The following is an 18,041-nucleotide window of genomic DNA, read 5'->3' on the forward strand; positions in this document are numbered from 1 at the left end:
GACCTGGGGCTTTGTCCCCGGGTCAGTTTTCTTTTGCTTCTGCCCGGCGGTATGCGCCTGTAATCGGGCGGATAGAGAGCTGCCGGGGCAGGACAACCTGCTCCTTACAGGAATGTTCAAGAGGTATAACAAATGCAAGCTATTCCGATGACCTTACGTGGTGCTGAAAAATTGCGCGAAGAGCTGGAGTTTCTGAAATCCGTTCGTCGCCCTGAAATTATCGCCGCTATCGCGGAAGCCCGCGAACATGGCGACCTGAAAGAGAACGCGGAATATCATGCGGCGCGTGAACAGCAAGGTTTCTGCGAAGGCCGTATCAAAGATATCGAAGCGAAATTGTCTAATGCACAGGTTATCGACATTTCGAAGATGCCGAAGAGTGGACGCGTGATTTTTGGTTCAACCGTCACGGTACTGAACCTGGATAACGACGAAGAGCAAACTTACCGCATTGTTGGCGATGATGAAGCTGATTTTAAACAGAATCTCATCTCCGTTAACTCACCGATTGCTCGCGGTCTGGTGGGCAAAGAGCAGGATGATGTGGTGGTGATTCGTACGCCTGGCGGCGAAGTCGAATATGAAATCGTCAAAGTGGAATATCTGTAATTGCTGCGTTTGCAGTGATTGTTGACGTATTGTAAAGAAAAGAAAAAGGCCGCATTGCGGCCTTTCAACAACACCTGGAGCGTGGCATTTTGCACCTCTGCTGGCGGAAAACCCCTCGTTTTACACAGAACTTGTGTTCAATTCAGGATATTCTTAGCGTGGCAGCGCGATTTTACGCTCCGCGGTTGGGCGATAAAGCACCAGCGTTTTACCGATGACCTGTACGTTGCAGGCGCCGGTTTCGCGAACGATAGCTTCCACAATCAAGGTCTTAGTTTCTCTGTCTTCAGAGGCGATCTTCACCTTGATAAGTTCATGGTGCTCTAACGCTTGTTCAATCTCGGCCAGTACCCCTTCGGTCAAACCATTATTGCCAAGCATAACTACAGGCTTGAGCGGATGTGCCAGACCTTTCAGGTGCTGTTTTTGTTTAGTACTCAGATTCATCGTATATTTTGCTTACGTTGGGATTGAAAACGGTTCATTCTACCGCCATCTCCTCTGTATCGCCAAATTGCACGTCGAAATTTATCGATGTCGACGATGAACCCGGATGGAAAGTTAAATGACAGGTAAAAAGCGTTCTGCCAGCTCGAGCCGCTGGCTTCAGGAACACTTTAGCGATAAATATGTTCAACAGGCGCAGAAAAAAGGGTTGCGTTCCCGTGCCTGGTTTAAACTTGATGAAATACAGCAAAGTGACAAACTTTTTAAACCGGGGATGACGATTGTTGACCTTGGGGCGGCGCCCGGCGGATGGTCGCAGTATGCGGTCACCCAAATTGGGGGTACCGGTCGCATCATCGCTTGCGATCTTTTACCGATGGATCCAATCGTCGGTGTGGACTTCCTTCAGGGCGATTTTCGTGATGAATTAGTCCTGAAAGCGTTACTGGATCGCGTAGGTGACAGTAAAGTGCAGGTTGTCATGTCAGACATGGCGCCGAACATGAGTGGAACTCCGGCAGTCGATATTCCCCGCTCTATGTACCTGGTAGAGCTGGCGCTGGAAATGTGCCGTGACGTATTGGCGCCTGGCGGTAGTTTTTTAGTGAAGGTGTTTCAGGGCGAAGGTTTCGATGAGTACCTGACGGAAATTCGCTCCCTGTTTACGAAAGTGAAAGTACGTAAACCGGACTCTTCGCGTGCGCGTTCTCGCGAAGTGTACATTGTAGCGACCGGGCGAAAATGATACCTCGTTGATTTCGGCCTTTGGTTTGAAAGAAACGGGATATGTTGTATCCTGACGCTGTTTTTAACACAGTTGTAATATGAGGTTAATCCCTTGAGTGACATGGCGAAAAACCTAATACTCTGGCTGGTCATTGCCGTTGTGCTGATGTCAGTATTCCAGAGCTTTGGGCCCAGCGAGTCTAATGGCCGTAAGGTGGATTATTCTACCTTCCTGCAAGAGGTCAACCAGGACCAGGTTCGCGAAGCGCGTATCAACGGACGTGAGATCAACGTTACCAAGAAAGATAGTAACCGTTACACGACTTACATCCCGGTCAACGATCCAAAACTGCTCGACAACCTGCTGACGAAAAACGTCAAGGTTGTGGGTGAACCGCCTGAAGAGCCGAGCCTGCTGGCTAACATCTTCATTTCCTGGTTCCCGATGCTGCTGTTGATTGGGGTCTGGATTTTCTTTATGCGCCAGATGCAGGGCGGCGGTGGCAAAGGCGCCATGTCGTTCGGTAAGAGCAAGGCGCGGATGCTTACGGAAGATCAGATCAAAACCACTTTCGCGGATGTTGCTGGTTGCGACGAAGCGAAAGAAGAGGTTGGCGAACTGGTTGAATACTTACGTGAGCCGAGCCGTTTCCAGAAACTGGGCGGTAAAATCCCGAAAGGCGTCCTGATGGTAGGGCCGCCGGGGACCGGTAAAACGCTGCTGGCGAAAGCCATCGCCGGTGAAGCGAAAGTCCCGTTCTTCACGATTTCCGGTTCTGATTTCGTTGAAATGTTCGTTGGTGTGGGTGCATCCCGCGTACGTGACATGTTCGAACAGGCCAAGAAGGCGGCGCCGTGCATTATCTTTATCGATGAAATCGATGCCGTAGGTCGTCAGCGTGGCGCAGGTCTGGGCGGTGGTCACGATGAACGTGAACAGACGCTGAACCAGATGCTGGTTGAGATGGACGGTTTTGAAGGTAACGAAGGCATTATCGTTATCGCCGCAACTAACCGTCCGGATGTGCTGGACCCTGCGTTACTGCGTCCAGGTCGCTTTGACCGTCAGGTTGTGGTCGGTTTGCCGGACGTTCGTGGTCGCGAGCAGATCCTGAAAGTGCATATGCGCCGTGTTCCGCTTTCTCCGGATATTGATGCGGCAATCATCGCGCGTGGTACGCCAGGCTTCTCTGGTGCGGATCTGGCTAACCTGGTGAACGAAGCGGCGCTGTTTGCCGCACGCGGTAACAAACGCGTGGTTTCCATGGTTGAGTTCGAAAAAGCGAAAGACAAAATCATGATGGGTGCGGAACGCCGCTCCATGGTGATGACGGAAGCGCAGAAAGAATCCACGGCTTACCATGAAGCAGGCCATGCGATTATCGGTCGCCTGGTACCTGAACATGATCCGGTGCACAAAGTGACGATCATTCCGCGTGGTCGTGCGTTGGGTGTCACTTTCTTCCTGCCGGAAGGCGATGCAATTAGCGCCAGCCGCCAGAAACTGGAAAGCCAGATCTCCACGCTGTACGGCGGCCGTCTGGCGGAAGAGATTATCTACGGTGTGGAACATGTTTCTACCGGTGCGTCGAACGACATTAAAGTCGCAACGAACCTGGCACGTAACATGGTCACCCAATGGGGCTTCTCTGACAAACTTGGCCCGCTGCTATATGCGGAAGAAGAAGGCGAAGTTTTCCTTGGTCGTTCCGTTGCTAAAGCAAAACATATGTCCGATGAAACCGCACGTATCATCGACCAGGAAGTGAAAGCGCTGATTGAACGTAACTACAATCGTGCGCGTCAGCTCCTGAATGACAACATGGATATCCTGCACGCAATGAAAGATGCTCTGATGAAATATGAGACCATCGATGCACCGCAGATTGATGACCTGATGTCGCGTCGTGATGTACGTCCGCCGGCGGGCTGGGAAGAGCCGGGTGCGAACAATTCTGACAACAGTGGTACGCCGCGTGCACCGCGTCCGGTTGATGAACCACGTACGCCGAACCCGGGTAACACGATGTCAGAACAGTTGGGCGACAAATAAGTTATCCGCTGTTGATGATCTGTTCTTCTTCTAAAACCCCGGGCTTGCACCGGGGTTTTTCTTTACTGTTTAACCACGTGATTATCAGGGATTTTTAGACATGAAACTCCATGCCCAGGGCACCACGCTCGATCTGTCTCATCCTCATGTGATGGGCATCCTCAATGTCACACCGGACTCGTTCTCGGACGGCGGCACGCACAACACGCTGATTGAGGCTGTCAAGCATGCCAATCTGATGATCAATGCAGGCGCGACAATTGTGGATATTGGCGGTGAGTCTACGCGCCCTGGCGCTGCGGACGTCAGCGTGGAAGAGGAACTGGATCGTGTTATTCCAGTGGTCGAAGCCATTGCACAGCGCTTTGAAGTGTGGATTTCTGTCGATACGTCCAGGCCGGAGGTTATCCGCGAATCGGCACGGGCGGGGGCGCATATCATCAACGACATTCGTTCGCTCACTGAACCTGGCGCGCTGGAAGCGACAGTGCAAACCGGTCTGCCTGTATGCCTGATGCACATGCAAGGGCAACCCAAAACGATGCAGGAAGCACCGAAGTATGATGATGTCTATACCGATGTGAACCGCTTTTTTGTTGAACATATTGCGCGCTGTGAGCAGGCCGGTATTGCAAAAGAGAAATTGTTGCTCGACCCGGGATTCGGTTTCGGTAAGAATCTCTCCCACAATTATGCGCTGCTTGCCCGGCTGGCCGAATTTCATCATTTTGGTCTGCCTCTGCTGGTGGGAATGTCACGGAAATCCATGATCGGTCAGTTGCTGAATGTCGGTCCTTCCGAACGTTTAAGCGGCAGCCTCGCTTGTGCAGTTATTGCGGCAATGCAGGGAGCGCAAATTATTCGTGTTCACGATGTAAAAGAAACCGTAGAGGCTATGCGGGTGGTGGAAGCCACACTGTCAGCGAAGGAAAATAAGCGTTATGAGTAACCGTAAATATTTTGGCACCGATGGCATTCGTGGCCGTGTTGGCGACGCCCCGATTACCCCTGATTTTGTTCTGAAGCTGGGCTGGGCCGCAGGCAAGGTTCTCGCTCGTCATGGCTCGCGTAAGATTATTATTGGCAAAGATACCCGCATCTCGGGCTATATGCTGGAGTCCGCACTCGAAGCGGGCTTAGCGGCTGCCGGGCTTTCTGCTTCGTTTACCGGACCGATGCCGACGCCAGCGGTGGCTTATCTGACGCGCACTTTTCGTGCTGAAGCGGGGATCGTGATTTCCGCCTCTCACAATCCTTTCTATGACAATGGCATCAAATTCTTCTCTATCGATGGCACTAAACTGCCGGATGCGGTTGAAGAAGCCATTGAAGCTGAAATGGAAAAAGAGCTGACCTGCGTGGATTCTGCGGAACTGGGGAAAGCCAGCCGTATTGTTGACGCGGCTGGTCGTTATATTGAGTTCTGCAAAGCGACATTCCCTAATGAGCTGAGCCTCAATGAGCTGAAAATTGTGGTCGATTGCGCCAACGGTGCGACCTACCACATTGCGCCAAGCGTATTCCGTGAGCTGGGTGCAAAAGTTATCCCGATGGGCTGCGAGCCGGATGGGGTGAACATTAATGAGAAATGCGGTGCGACCGATGTTGCCGCGTTACAGCAGCGTGTTCTGGCGGAAAAAGCCGATCTGGGGATTGCGTTTGATGGTGACGGCGATCGCGTCATCATGGTTGATCACCAGGGGAATAAAGTCGATGGCGATCAAATCATGTATATCATTGCGCGCGAAGGGCTGCGCCAGGGTCAGTTGCGCGGTGGCGCGGTCGGTACCCTGATGAGCAATATGGGATTGGAAGTAGCACTGAAGCAACTGGGTATCCCGTTTACCCGTGCGAAAGTCGGCGACCGTTATGTGCTGGAAAAAATGCAGGAAAAAGGCTGGCGCATTGGGGCGGAAAACTCCGGGCATGTGATACTGCTTGATAAAACCACCACTGGCGACGGTATCGTAGCGGGGTTGCAGGTGGTTGCCGCGATGGTCCGCAACCATATGTCCCTGCACGATCTTTGCAGCGGCATGAAAATGTTCCCGCAGGTGCTGGTTAACGTGCGCTTCACGGCAGGCAATGGCGACCCGCTGGAAGATGACACGGTCAAAGCGGTGACGGCAGAAGTCGAAGCGACGCTCGGCAACCGTGGTCGTGTGCTGCTGCGTAAGTCAGGTACTGAACCGCTTATTCGTGTGATGGTTGAGGGCGAAGATGAAGCGCAGGTGACGGCGCTGGCAAATCGCATCGCGGATGCGGTGAAAGCAGTATAATCGAGTGTTAAGTGTTTAAAAAGGCGGCTATTGCTGCCTTTTTATCAGGCAAAGATCGCAGTTTTGCTGTTTTTTTCCGCACTTGATAAAATGCGCTGAAATTGCCCTTGCGAAGGTCATTCGCTTTGGTTAGTATTCACACCCGCTTCAGTGGGAAAGCAAGAAACTTCCCACGATTATTGGTTTGAAGCATTGGCTGCGGCAACCCCGCAAGGAACAGGTTAATTATGTACGAAGCTCTTTTAGTTGTTTTCCTTATTGTAGCGCTGGCTCTTGTGGGTCTGATTATGCTGCAGCAAGGTAAAGGCGCTGACATGGGAGCCTCCTTTGGCGCTGGCGCGTCTGGTACGCTGTTCGGTTCAAGTGGTTCGGGTAACTTTATGACCCGTATGACTGCTGTACTGGCAACACTGTTCTTTATTATTAGCCTGGTGCTGGGCAACATTAACAGCAACAAAACCAATAAAGGAAGCGAGTGGGAAAACCTGAGTGCTCCGGCTAAAACCGAGCAGACTCAGCCAGCAGCGCCGGCTCAGCCGACCAGCGATATCCCGCATTAATCAGTAAGTCGTGCCGAGGTGGTGGAATTGGTAGACACGCTACCTTGAGGTGGTAGTGCCCGATTGGGCTTACGGGTTCAAGTCCCGTCCTCGGTACCAATATTCCAGAAAAAAGACATCGTAAGATGTCTTTTTTTTTCGTCTGTATTCCGGGTAAATGATGCCCATCCATGGTTCTGTTTCTTTCCTTGCTACGTACGACTTCAAAATCCGTATTTCAGGCCCGGCACTCCTTGTGTATCGCTATTTCCTTTGTCACCTGTTTGAGAAAGCCAGCATAGCTCGGCTAACCTTTGGATTAACACCATAAAAAAGGGCTCATGATGAACATGAACCCTTTTCGCGGTAGATACCGACAACAAACCGTAGACTGCTTTAGCTCAGCAGAAGCGGTTATTTCTTGTCACTGTTTTCCAGATTCTCAACCTGTGGCAAACCGTTGCCTGAGTTGGCTGACAGTAAACCCGTTTGCACGTAATTAAACAGTTTTTCACGGGTATCGGTAATATCAAGATTACGCATAGTCAGTTGACCGATACGGTCGTCCGGTGAGAACACTGATTCACCTTTTTCCATGGTCAGACGTTCTGCTTTATACGTAAGGTTGTCGGAAACGGTATTCAGGATTGAATAGTCGTTACCACGACGCAACTCCAGCGTCACTTCACCGGTAATGGCGCTTGCCACCCAGCGCTGCAGAGAATCACGCAGCATCAGTGCTTGTGGATCAAACCAGCGACCCTGATACAGTAAACGGCCCAGTTGGCGACCATGAGCATGATACTGTTCAATGGTATCTTCGTTATGGATACCGGTTAACAGGCGCTCATAGGCGATATGTAACAGTGCCATCCCCGGAGCTTCGTAAATGCCGCGGCTTTTCGCTTCAATGATACGGTTTTCAATCTGATCGCTCATACCCAGGCCGTGACGCCCACCGATACGGTTTGCTTCCAGCATCAACTCAACATCATCAGCGAATGTTTTGCCATTCAACGCAACCGGGTGGCCACGCTCAAAACGAACGGTGACTTCTTCAGCCTGGATTTTGACGTTTTCATCCCAGAACTTAACGCCCATGATCGGATTGACAATTTTCACGCTGGAATTCAGGAATTCGAGATCTTTCGCTTCGTGCGTGGCGCCCAGCATGTTGGAGTCCGTTGAATACGCTTTCTCGGCAGACATTTTGTAGTCGAAACCGGAAGCGGTCATGAATTCGGACATTTCCTGACGGCCGCCCAGCTCATCAATAAAGTCAGTATCCAGCCACGGTTTGTAGATTTTCAGCTCGGCATTGGTCAGCAGACCATAACGATAGAAACGTTCGATATCGTTTCCTTTATAAGTACTGCCGTCACCCCAGATATTCACGCCATCTTCTTTCATCGCGGCAACCAGCATGGTACCTGTCACTGCGCGTCCCAGCGGTGTGGTATTGAAATAAGTCAGGCCACCCGTGGTATTGTGGAATGCGCCACACTGAATGGCAGCAATACCTTCTGCGACCAGCTGTTTGCGACAGTCGATCAGGCGAGCATTTTCGGCACCGTATTCTTTCGCACGACGCGGGATCGCGTCGTAGTCATCCTCATCCGGTTGACCCAGATTTGCCGTATATGCATAAGGAACCGCGCCTTTTTGGCGCATCCACAGCAGTGCCGCACTGGTGTCCAGACCGCCAGAGAAAGCGATACCGATACGTTGACCTGCGGGAAGATGCTTGAGAATCGTCGTCATAAAAAAATCCCTGCTTGATAGACCTGTGGCGACAGACTTTACAGCTGCGCCATCATGTTTGTGCCATCCACCTGAAACTCATTAGTGAATGGTTATGCAAAATAAATGAGTTTTCATTTAATCATCTTTTGACGATGACCGAAAGAGAAGAGTGCAATTTTCATTGCATTAATGCTGCGATGCATCGATAGGACATGTCACCCCTTCATCTATAATGTGCATACATGAATGCGCACAGGATGCTAATGCTTGCTGTTGACAGACAGTTATGTTTATCAATATACTTCAGGCCGATTTTACGTCCCGTCTTCGGTACCAAATCCCAGCATTATTTGCAAATTCGCTCTCAAACGAGTAGAGTTTGTCACGTTTCAGGCGCGGGGTGGAGCAGCCTGGTAGCTCGTCGGGCTCATAACCCGAAGGTCGTCGGTTCAAATCCGGCCCCCGCAACCACTTTCCCTAAGTGTTTTTTTTCAAATATACTATGAAGACTTAATGCCTTCGTAGCCGGATTTGAAAAAAATACTCACGGAAGGTTCTCCAGGCTGCATTTGCAGCTATAGGGTTCAGTTATTTAAAGCCCCGACTTATCGGGGTTTTTTGTTATCTGACTACGGAATAACTGGGCTATACGCCCTTTTTTTATGTCTTGGGGGTGGACTTGTCCACATTAGAGCAAAAGTTAACAGAGATGGTTACGGCACCGGTTGAAGCACTGGGCTATGAACTGGTCGGTATCGAGTTTATACGTGGGCGCACATCCACGCTGCGCATCTATATTGATAGTGAAGATGGCATCAATGTTGATGATTGCGCTGATGTCAGCCACCAGGTCAGTGCGGTATTGGACGTAGAAGATCCGATTACTGTCGCTTACAACCTGGAAGTGTCTTCACCAGGTCTTGAGCGTCCTTTGTTTACGGCTGCGCACTATACGCGTTTTAAGGGCGAAGAAGTCTCGCTGGTCCTGCGCATGGCGGTACAGAATCGCCGTAAATGGCAGGGCATTATTAAAGATGTCGATGGCGAGATGATCACCGTTACGGTCGAAGGTAAAGATGAAGTGTTCGCATTGAGCAACATTCAGAAAGCGAACCTGGTCCCCCACTTTTAACAGTCTGGATTGAGGTGAAAGGCCCCCAATGAACAAAGAAATTTTGGCTGTTGTTGAAGCTGTTTCTAATGAAAAGTCGCTTCCGCGTGAAAAAATCTTTGAAGCGCTGGAAAGTGCTCTGGCTACAGCAACCAAGAAAAAATACGAACAAGAGATCGATGTGCGTGTAAGCATCGATCGCAAAAGCGGTGATTTCGATACATTCCGTCGCTGGCTCGTCGTTGAAGAAGTGACTCAGCCGACGCGCGAAATCACTCTGGAAGCGGCGCGTTACGAAGATGAGAGCCTGAACGTTGACGATTACGTTGAAGATCAGATCGAATCGGTAACTTTTGACCGCATCACGACGCAAACGGCTAAGCAAGTTATCGTACAGAAAGTTCGCGAAGCAGAACGTGCGATGGTGGTTGATCAGTTCCGCGAACATGAAGGCGAAATCATCACTGGCGTCGTGAAAAAAGTGAACCGCGACAATATCACGCTCGATCTTGGCAATAATGCTGAAGCCGTGATTCTGCGTGAAGATATGCTGCCGCGCGAAAACTTCCGTCCGGGTGACCGCATTCGTGGCGTACTGTATGCCGTGCGCCCTGAAGCACGTGGTGCGCAACTTTTCGTTACCCGTTCAAAACCGGAAATGCTGATCGAACTGTTCCGCATTGAAGTGCCGGAAATTGGCGAAGAAGTGATTGAAATTAAAGCCGCAGCCCGCGATCCGGGTTCACGCGCAAAAATCGCGGTAAAAACTAACGACAAGCGTATCGATCCGGTCGGCGCCTGTGTTGGTATGCGTGGCGCGCGTGTTCAGGCGGTTTCTACCGAGCTTGGCGGCGAGCGTATTGATATTGTGCTGTGGGACGACAACCCGGCGCAGTTCGTTATCAACGCGATGGCGCCGGCTGACGTTGCCTCTATCGTCGTGGATGAAGATAAACACACGATGGATATCGCTGTTGAAGCGGGCAACCTGGCGCAGGCGATCGGCCGTAATGGTCAAAACGTGCGTCTTGCGTCTCAACTGAGCGGCTGGGAACTCAACGTAATGACCGTTGAAGACCTGCAATCTAAGCATCAGGCTGAAGCGCATGCGGCGATCGATACCTTCACCCGTTACCTGGGCATTGACGAAGATTTCGCCACTGTTCTGGTTGAAGAAGGTTTCTCTACGCTGGAAGAACTGGCCTATGTGCCTATCAAAGAGCTGCTGGAAATCGACGGTCTGGATGAAGACACTGTTGAAGCCCTGCGTGATCGCGCGAAGAATGCGCTGACCACTCTGGCACTGGCGCAGGAAGAAAGCCTTAGCGATAAAGCTCCGGCTGAAGACCTGCTGAATCTGGAAGGTTTGGATCGCGCACTGGCTTTCAAACTGGCTGCTCGTGGTGTTTGTACGCTGGAAGACCTCGCTGAGCAAGGCGTGGATGACCTGAGTGATATCGAAGGGTTAACCGACGAGAAAGCAGGTGAGCTCATCATGGCCGCACGTAATATTTGCTGGTTTGGTGACGAAGCGTAATAAACTGTAGCAGGAAGGAACAGCATGACAGATGTAACCGTAAAAACGCTGGCCGCTGAGATTCAGACCTCTGTGGACCGCCTGGTACAGCAATTTGCTGATGCAGGGATCCGCAAGTCATCTGAAGACTCAGTGACGGCGCAAGAAAAGCAGACGCTATTAGCGCACCTGAACCGTGAACACGGCGCCGGGCCTGATAAGCTGACGCTGCAGCGCAAAACGCGCAGTACATTAAGTATTCAGGGCACCGGTGGTAAAAGTAAATCGGTGCAGATCGAAGTCCGTAAAAAACGCACCTTTGTAAAACGCGATCCACAAGAGGCTGAACGTCTCGCTGCGGAAGAAGAGGCGATGCGTGAAGCGGAAGAGAAGGCCCGTCGTGAAGCACAGGAAGCCGCTGAACGCGAAGCCGGGGAAAAAGCAAAGCGTGACGCCGAAAGCCGTGTGAAACGTGAAGCCGAAGAAAAAGCTAAACGCGAACATGCTGAAAATGCAAAACGCGAGGCTGCGGAAAATAGCAAAGTGAGCAACCAACAATCTGACGAAATGACCAGGACAGCCCAGGCGGAAAAAGCCCGTCGTGAATCCGAAGCGCAAGAACTCAAGCGCAAAGCAGAGGAAGAGGCTCGTCGTAAACTGGAAGAAAACGCGCGTCGCGTAGCGGAAGAAGCTCGTCGTATGGCAGAACAGAATGAAAATGGCTGGACCGCTGGTAGTAGCGAAGAAGAAGAGACTACTGGTGATTATCACGTAACCACTTCCCAGCATGCGCGTCAGGCTGAAGATGACAACGACCGCGAAGTTGAAGGCGGACGTGGTCGTGGTCGCACAGCGAAAGCCGCGCGTCCCAAGAAAGGCAACAAGCACGCTGAAAGCAAAGCCGATCGCGAAGAAGCGCGTGCCGCCGTTCGTGGTGGTAAAGGCGGCAGACAACGTAAAGGTTCTTCTCTGCAACAGGGCTTCCAGAAGCCGGTGCAGGCTGTTAACCGTGACGTGGTGATTGGCGAAACCCTGACCGTTGGCGAACTGGCTAACAAGATGGCGGTAAAAGGCTCTCAGGTCATCAAAGCGATGATGAAACTGGGTGCGATGGCCACCATTAACCAGGTGATCGACCAGGAAACCGCACAGCTCGTTGCTGAAGAAATGGGGCACAAAGTCATCCTGCGTCGTGAAAACGAACTGGAAGAAGCGGTAATGAGCGACCGTGATACGGGGGCGGCGGCAGAACCGCGCGCGCCGGTAGTGACCATTATGGGTCACGTTGACCACGGTAAAACCTCTCTGCTTGACTACATTCGTTCGACGAAAGTGGCTTCTGGCGAAGCGGGCGGCATTACTCAGCACATTGGTGCTTACCATGTTGAAACTGACAACGGGATGATCACCTTCCTGGATACCCCAGGTCACGCCGCGTTTACCGCAATGCGTGCCCGTGGTGCTCAGGCAACGGACATCGTGGTGCTGGTTGTTGCTGCAGACGACGGCGTGATGCCGCAGACCATCGAAGCTATCCAGCACGCGAAAGCGGCGCAGGTACCGGTGGTAGTTGCAGTGAACAAGATTGATAAACCAGAAGCCGATCCGGATCGTGTTAAAAACGAACTGACCCAGTACGGGATCATCCCGGAAGAGTGGGGCGGTGAAAGCCAGTTCGTACACGTATCTGCGAAAGCCGGTACCGGTATTGATGACCTGCTGGACGCTATCCTGCTGCAGGCTGAGGTTCTGGAACTGAAAGCCGTGCGTAAAGGTATGGCAAGCGGCGTGGTTATCGAATCCTTCCTGGATAAAGGTCGTGGCCCGGTAGCAACGGTTCTGGTTCGTGAAGGTACCCTGCATAAAGGCGATATCGTACTGTGTGGCTTTGAGTACGGTCGTGTGCGTGCAATGCGTGACGAACTGGGTCGTGAAGTAAGCGAAGCCGGTCCGTCCATTCCAGTCGAAATTCTCGGTATGTCCGGTGTTCCTGCTGCGGGTGATGAAGCGACTGTTGTTCGTGACGAGAAGAAAGCGCGTGAAGTGGCGCTGTATCGTCAGGGCAAATTCCGCGAAGTTAAACTGGCGCGTCAGCAGAAATCCAAACTGGAAAACATGTTTGCTAACATGACCGAAGGCGAAGTTCATGAAGTGAACATCGTCATGAAGGCAGACGTTCAGGGTTCCGTGGAAGCAATTGCCGACTCACTGCTGAAACTGTCTACCGACGAAGTGAAAGTGAAGATCGTTGGCTCCGGCGTAGGTGGGATCACCGAAACCGATGCGACCCTCGCTGCCGCTTCCAACGCCATTCTGGTTGGCTTCAACGTTCGTGCGGATGCCTCTGCGCGCCGTGTGATCGAAGCAGAAAGCCTGGATCTGCGTTACTACTCCGTCATCTATAACCTGATCGACGAAGTGAAAGCGGCGATGAGCGGTATGCTGTCTCCGGAACTGAAACAGCAGATCATCGGTCTGGCGGAAGTTCGTGATGTCTTCAAATCACCGAAATTTGGCGCCATCGCAGGCTGTATGGTTACCGAAGGTGTGGTTAAACGTCACAACCCGATCCGCGTACTGCGCGACAACGTGGTTATCTATGAAGGCGAGCTGGAATCTCTGCGTCGCTTCAAAGATGACGTCAACGAAGTTCGTAACGGTATGGAATGTGGTATCGGCGTGAAGAACTACAATGACGTACGTACCGGCGATATGATCGAAGTGTTCGAAATCATTGAGATCCAGCGTACCATCGAGTAATCGACGCAACAGTGTCAGTCATGTAGGCCGGGTAAGCGAAGCGCCACCCGGCAAGAAATATCAAAAGGGGCTACGGCCCCTTTTTAGTCTGGAGAATTATTATGGCGAAAGAATTTGGTCGCCCGCAGCGCGTATCTCAGGAACTGCAAAAAGAAATTGCTATTATCCTGCAGCGCGAAATCAAAGATCCACGTCTGGGTATGATGACCACCGTTTCCGGTGTGGAAGTGTCCCGCGATCTGGCCTACGCCAAAGTGTTTGTCACTTTCCTCAACGACAAAGACGAAGCCTCTGTCAAAGCGGGTATTAAAGCATTGCATGATGCGTCAGGTTTTATCCGTACGCTGCTGGGTAAAGCGATGCGTTTGCGTATTGTGCCGGAACTGACCTTCTTCTATGACAACTCGCTGGTAGAAGGGATGCGCATGTCCAATCTCGTGACAAGCGTCGTGAAACACGATGACGAGCGTCGGGTGAATCCGGACGACAGCAAGGAGGACTGATGAGTCGTCCTCGTCGTCGCGGTCGCGATGTGCATGGCGTGTTGCTGCTGGATAAACAGCAAGGCGCTTCCAGCAATGATGTCTTGCAAAAAGTAAAGCGTCTCTATAATGCCAATCGCGCCGGGCACACTGGCGCCTTGGATCCTCTGGCAACCGGCATGCTGCCGATTTGTCTGGGTGAAGCGACGAAATTCTCTCAATATTTGCTGGATTCTGATAAACGCTACCGGGTGATTGCCCGCCTTGGCCAGCGTACCGATACCTCGGATGCAGATGGACAGATTGTCGAAGAACGCCCTTTGACGTTCACCGCAGAGCAACTGGCGGCGGCGTTGGAAAGTTTCCGCGGTGATACGCAACAGGTCCCGTCGATGTATTCTGCGTTGAAGTATCAAGGAAAGAAGCTCTACGAATATGCGCGCCAGGGAATTGACGTCCCGCGCGAAGCCCGGCCAATCACGGTTTATGAGCTGCTGTTTATACGCCATGAAGGTAATGAGCTTGAGTTGGAAATTCACTGCTCGAAGGGGACGTATATCCGCACGATCGTTGATGATCTGGGCGAGAAACTCGGTTGCGGCGCGCACGTTATTTACCTGCGTCGTCTGGCGGTGAGTAAGTACCCCGTCGAGCGCATGGTCACGCTCGAACAGTTGCGTGAACTGGTGGAGCAGGCTGAACAGCAGGCTATTCCGGCGGCACAACTGTTGGATCCGCTGCTGATGCCGATGGACAGTCCTGCGTCAGATTTTCCGGTTGTTAATATCCCGTCCGTTGTGGCTGCGTACTTTAAAAATGGTCAGCCGGTGCGTACATCGGCCGCGCCAAAAGAGGGACTGGTGCGCGTGACAGAAGGTGACGAAGCGAAATTCATCGGCATGGGTGAAATTGACGACGAAGGCCTCGTTGCACCGCGTCGTCTGGTTGTGGAGTATCCTGCGGTATAACGGCCTCTCCTTGCGGGAAGCTGCTACTGCGAGTAGAATATTGCCGCTTAACGTCGGGCTATGTATTTAACATCGTGCGACGTTAAACCTGGGGTCGCTGAATTAGAGATCGGCGCCCTTTCATTTTTTTTATTATTGGAGTTTAAAATGTCTCTAAGCGTTGAAGCTAAAGCAAAAATCGTTTCCGAGTTTGGTCGTGGTTCTAACGACAGCGGTTCTACCGAAGTTCAGGTTGCACTGCTGACTGCTCAGATCAACCACCTGCAGGGTCACTTTGCAGAGCACAAAAAAGATCACCACAGCCGTCGTGGTCTGCTGCGCATGGTTTCTCAGCGTCGTAAACTGCTCGACTACCTGAAACGTAAAGACGTTGCACGCTACACTGCGCTGATCGAGCGTCTGGGTCTGCGTCGCTAAGTCTGGCGAGTTTCAAGAAGGGGCCTTCAAGGCCCCTTTTTTCAACCAGGCGGCAGCAATTGGCAGTAAACTAATGTATTGTTGCCATGTATGATCTTCGTTGCAGAGGTTCGCGCGGCTAATGAGAGGCTTTATCCGCAATGGGGCGGGTCAGGGTTGTCATTAGTCGCGAGGATGCAAGAAGGTCCGGTTAAATACTCAGCACGCCAGCGGTGTGCTGATATTCATTAAGAAAGGATAGAATTTTGCTGAATCCGATCGTTCGTAAATTCCAGTATGGCCAGCACACCGTCACACTGGAAACCGGCATGATGGCCCGTCAGGCCACCGCTGCCGTAATGGTAAGCATGGATGACACCGCAGTATTTGTTACCGTTGTCGGCCAGAAAAAAGCGAAACCAGGTCAGGACTTTTTCCCACTGACCGTTAACTATCAGGAGCGTACTTACGCTGCGGGTAAAATCCCTGGTGGTTTCTTCCGTCGTGAAGGCCGTCCGAGTGAAGGCGAAACCCTGATTGCGCGTCTGATTGACCGCCCGGTTCGCCCGCTGTTCCCGGAAGGCTTCGTGAACGAAGTTCAGGTTATTGCCACTGTCGTTTCCGTCAACCCGCAGGTTAACCCGGACATCGTATCGATGATCGGTGCCTCTGCTGCGCTGTCTCTGTCTGGTATCCCGTTTAACGGCCCAATCGGCGCTGCTCGTGTTGGTTACATCAACGACCAGTATGTGCTGAACCCGACTCAGGAAGAGCTGAAAGCCAGTAAGCTGGACCTGGTTGTTGCCGGTACTGAAGCGGCAGTGCTGATGGTTGAATCTGAAGCAGAACTGCTGAGCGAAGACCAGATGCTGGGTGCGGTGGTATTTGGCCACGATCAGCAGCAGGTTGTTATCCAGAACATCAACGAGCTGGTGAAAGAAGCCGGCAAACCGCGTTGGGACTGGCAGCCGGAAGCAGTAAACGAAGCGCTGAACGCGCGTGTTGCTGCGCTGGCGGAATCACGTCTGAGCGATGCCTACCGCATCACTGATAAACAAGAGCGTTATGCTCAGGTTGACGTGATTAAGTCTGAAACTATCGCTACGCTGGTTGCCGAAGACGAAGCGCTGGACGCTAACGAGCTGGGTGAAATCCTGCACGCTATCGAGAAAAACGTTGTGCGTAGCCGCGTACTGGCTGGTGAACCGCGTATCGATGGCCGCGAAAAAGACATGATCCGTGGTCTGGACGTTCGCACCGGCGTATTGCCGCGTACTCACGGTTCCGCACTGTTCACCCGTGGTGAAACTCAGGCGCTGGTGACTGCAACGTTGGGTACCGCACGTGATGCACAGATCATCGACGAACTGATGGGCGAGCGTACTGACTCCTTCCTGTTCCATTACAACTTCCCTCCGTACTCCGTAGGCGAAACCGGGATGGTGGGTTCACCAAAACGCCGTGAAATTGGTCACGGTCGTCTGGCGAAACGTGGCGTACTGGCAGTGATGCCGGATGCAGAAAAATTCCCGTACACCGTGCGTGTGGTTTCTGAAATCACCGAATCTAACGGCTCCTCCTCCATGGCATCTGTGTGCGGCGCATCTCTGGCGCTGATGGACGCAGGCGTGCCGGTGAAAGCGGCTGTTGCCGGTATCGCAATGGGTCTGGTGAAAGAAGGCGACAACTTTGTTGTTCTGTCCGATATCCTGGGCGATGAAGACCACCTGGGCGATATGGACTTCAAAGTTGCGGGTTCCCGCGATGGTATCTCTGCGCTGCAGATGGATATCAAAATTGAAGGTATCACCAAAGAGATCATGCAGGTTGCGCTGAATCAGGCGAAAGGCGCACGTCTGCATATTCTGGGCGTGATGGAGCAGGCGATTAACGCGCCGCGCGGCGATATCTCTGAATTTGCACCGCGTATCCATACTATCAAGATCAATCCGGACAAGATCAAAGACGTGATCGGTAAAGGCGGCTCCGTAATTCGTGCGCTGACCGAAGAAACCGGCACGACTATTGAAATCGAAGATGACGGTACTGTGAAAATCGCAGCAACCGACGGCGATAAAGCAAAACACGCTATCCGTCGTATCGAAGAGATCACTGCTGAGATCGAAGTTGGTCGTATCTACAATGGTAAAGTGACCCGTATCGTCGACTTTGGCGCATTTGTTGCCATTGGTGGCGGTAAAGAAGGTCTGGTGCATATTTCTCAGATCGCTGACAAGCGTGTTGAGAAAGTGACCGACTATCTGCAGATGGGCCAGGAAGTGCCGGTGAAAGTTCTGGAAGTTGATCGCCAGGGCCGTATCCGTCTGAGCATTAAAGAAGCAACTGAGCAAACTCAGCCTGCTGAAGCGGCAGAAGCGCCGCAGGCAGAGCAGGGCGAGTAAGGTTGCCTTT

At 52.0% G+C, this 18,041-nt stretch carries 15 protein-coding genes and 2 tRNA genes; 15 read left to right on the forward strand and 2 right to left on the reverse strand.

What is annotated here, in order from left to right; all coding sequences use genetic code 11:
* Positions 1-132: 132 nt before the first annotated feature.
* Positions 133-609, forward strand: coding sequence for a transcription elongation factor GreA (greA, locus tag ACQ3G7_RS21590; protein WP_061493012.1), 477 nt, complete (start codon positions 133-135; stop codon positions 607-609).
* A 153-nt stretch (positions 610-762) separates the two neighbouring features.
* On the opposite strand, the gene yhbY is transcribed toward greA, so the two are convergent.
* Complete coding sequence (gene yhbY / locus ACQ3G7_RS21595; protein ID WP_061493013.1) at positions 763-1,056, reverse strand: ribosome assembly RNA-binding protein YhbY; 294 nt, start codon at positions 1,054-1,056, stop codon at positions 763-765.
* Positions 1,057-1,174: 118 nt separating this feature from the next.
* Between yhbY and rlmE the strand changes: the two genes are divergently transcribed.
* The 6 genes from rlmE to ACQ3G7_RS21625 all read left to right on the forward strand — a co-directional run bounded on the left by rlmE (position 1,175) and on the right by ACQ3G7_RS21625 (position 6,773).
* Entirely contained in the window at positions 1,175-1,801 is a 627-nt protein-coding gene (rlmE, locus tag ACQ3G7_RS21600) for a 23S rRNA (uridine(2552)-2'-O)-methyltransferase RlmE (RefSeq protein ID WP_263099157.1), read from the forward strand.
* Positions 1,802-1,903: 102 nt separating this feature from the next.
* The gene (gene ftsH, locus ACQ3G7_RS21605; protein ID WP_263099158.1) at positions 1,904-3,835 is read left to right on the forward strand and encodes an ATP-dependent zinc metalloprotease FtsH; all 1,932 of its coding nucleotides are present in this window, start codon (positions 1,904-1,906) and stop codon (positions 3,833-3,835) included.
* A 100-nt stretch (positions 3,836-3,935) separates the two neighbouring features.
* On the forward strand, positions 3,936-4,784 hold the full coding sequence (folP, locus tag ACQ3G7_RS21610) for a dihydropteroate synthase (protein ID WP_430892037.1): 849 nt from the start codon (positions 3,936-3,938) through the stop codon (positions 4,782-4,784).
* On the forward strand, positions 4,777-6,114 hold the full coding sequence (gene glmM, locus ACQ3G7_RS21615; protein ID WP_263099159.1) for a phosphoglucosamine mutase: 1,338 nt from the start codon (positions 4,777-4,779) through the stop codon (positions 6,112-6,114). Before folP ends, glmM begins: the two co-directional genes overlap by 8 nt.
* Before the next feature lie 227 nt (positions 6,115-6,341).
* A complete protein-coding gene (gene secG, locus ACQ3G7_RS21620; protein ID WP_263099160.1) occupies positions 6,342-6,674 on the forward strand; it encodes a preprotein translocase subunit SecG in 333 nt (110 codons plus the stop codon).
* A gap of 12 nt (positions 6,675-6,686) precedes the next feature.
* Positions 6,687-6,773, forward strand: a tRNA-Leu gene (locus tag ACQ3G7_RS21625).
* A 294-nt stretch (positions 6,774-7,067) separates the two neighbouring features.
* On the opposite strand, the gene argG is transcribed toward ACQ3G7_RS21625, so the two are convergent.
* A complete protein-coding gene (gene argG / locus ACQ3G7_RS21630; RefSeq protein ID WP_061493020.1) occupies positions 7,068-8,414 on the reverse strand; it encodes an argininosuccinate synthase in 1,347 nt (448 codons plus the stop codon).
* 376 nt (positions 8,415-8,790) lie between these two features.
* On the opposite strand from argG, the gene ACQ3G7_RS21635 reads away from it, so the two are divergent.
* The 8 genes from ACQ3G7_RS21635 (at position 8,791) to pnp (ending at position 18,031) form a co-directional block, all read left to right on the forward strand.
* Positions 8,791-8,867 (forward strand) — tRNA-Met (locus ACQ3G7_RS21635).
* Positions 8,868-9,075: 208 nt separating this feature from the next.
* Positions 9,076-9,528, forward strand: coding sequence for a ribosome maturation factor RimP (gene rimP / locus ACQ3G7_RS21640; protein WP_061499745.1), 453 nt, complete (start codon positions 9,076-9,078; stop codon positions 9,526-9,528).
* Between the two features lie 28 nt (positions 9,529-9,556).
* Positions 9,557-11,044 carry a transcription termination factor NusA gene (nusA, locus tag ACQ3G7_RS21645; protein WP_263099161.1) on the forward strand — a complete coding sequence of 496 codons (1,488 nt, stop codon included), beginning with the start codon at positions 9,557-9,559 and terminating at the stop codon, positions 11,042-11,044.
* A gap of 24 nt (positions 11,045-11,068) precedes the next feature.
* Positions 11,069-13,783 carry a translation initiation factor IF-2 gene (gene infB / locus ACQ3G7_RS21650; RefSeq protein WP_430892041.1) on the forward strand — a complete coding sequence of 905 codons (2,715 nt, stop codon included), beginning with the start codon at positions 11,069-11,071 and terminating at the stop codon, positions 13,781-13,783.
* 101 nt (positions 13,784-13,884) lie between these two features.
* Positions 13,885-14,286, forward strand: a complete 402-nt coding sequence (gene rbfA, locus ACQ3G7_RS21655; protein WP_263099163.1) for a 30S ribosome-binding factor RbfA — start codon at positions 13,885-13,887, stop codon at positions 14,284-14,286.
* The gene (truB, locus tag ACQ3G7_RS21660) at positions 14,286-15,233 is read left to right on the forward strand and encodes a tRNA pseudouridine(55) synthase TruB (RefSeq protein WP_430892044.1); all 948 of its coding nucleotides are present in this window, start codon (positions 14,286-14,288) and stop codon (positions 15,231-15,233) included. Before rbfA ends, truB begins: the two co-directional genes overlap by 1 nt.
* Positions 15,234-15,380: 147 nt before the next feature.
* Positions 15,381-15,650: a 30S ribosomal protein S15 gene (gene rpsO / locus ACQ3G7_RS21665; RefSeq protein ID WP_017457357.1), complete on the forward strand. Its 270-nt coding sequence runs from the start codon at positions 15,381-15,383 to the stop codon at positions 15,648-15,650.
* A gap of 245 nt (positions 15,651-15,895) precedes the next feature.
* Complete coding sequence (pnp, locus tag ACQ3G7_RS21670) at positions 15,896-18,031, forward strand: polyribonucleotide nucleotidyltransferase (RefSeq protein WP_263099165.1); 2,136 nt, start codon at positions 15,896-15,898, stop codon at positions 18,029-18,031.
* The last annotated feature ends 10 nt before the right edge of the window (positions 18,032-18,041 follow it).

The organism is Kosakonia sp. N21, assembly GCF_050587465.1.
Lineage (GTDB): Bacteria > Pseudomonadota > Gammaproteobacteria > Enterobacterales > Enterobacteriaceae.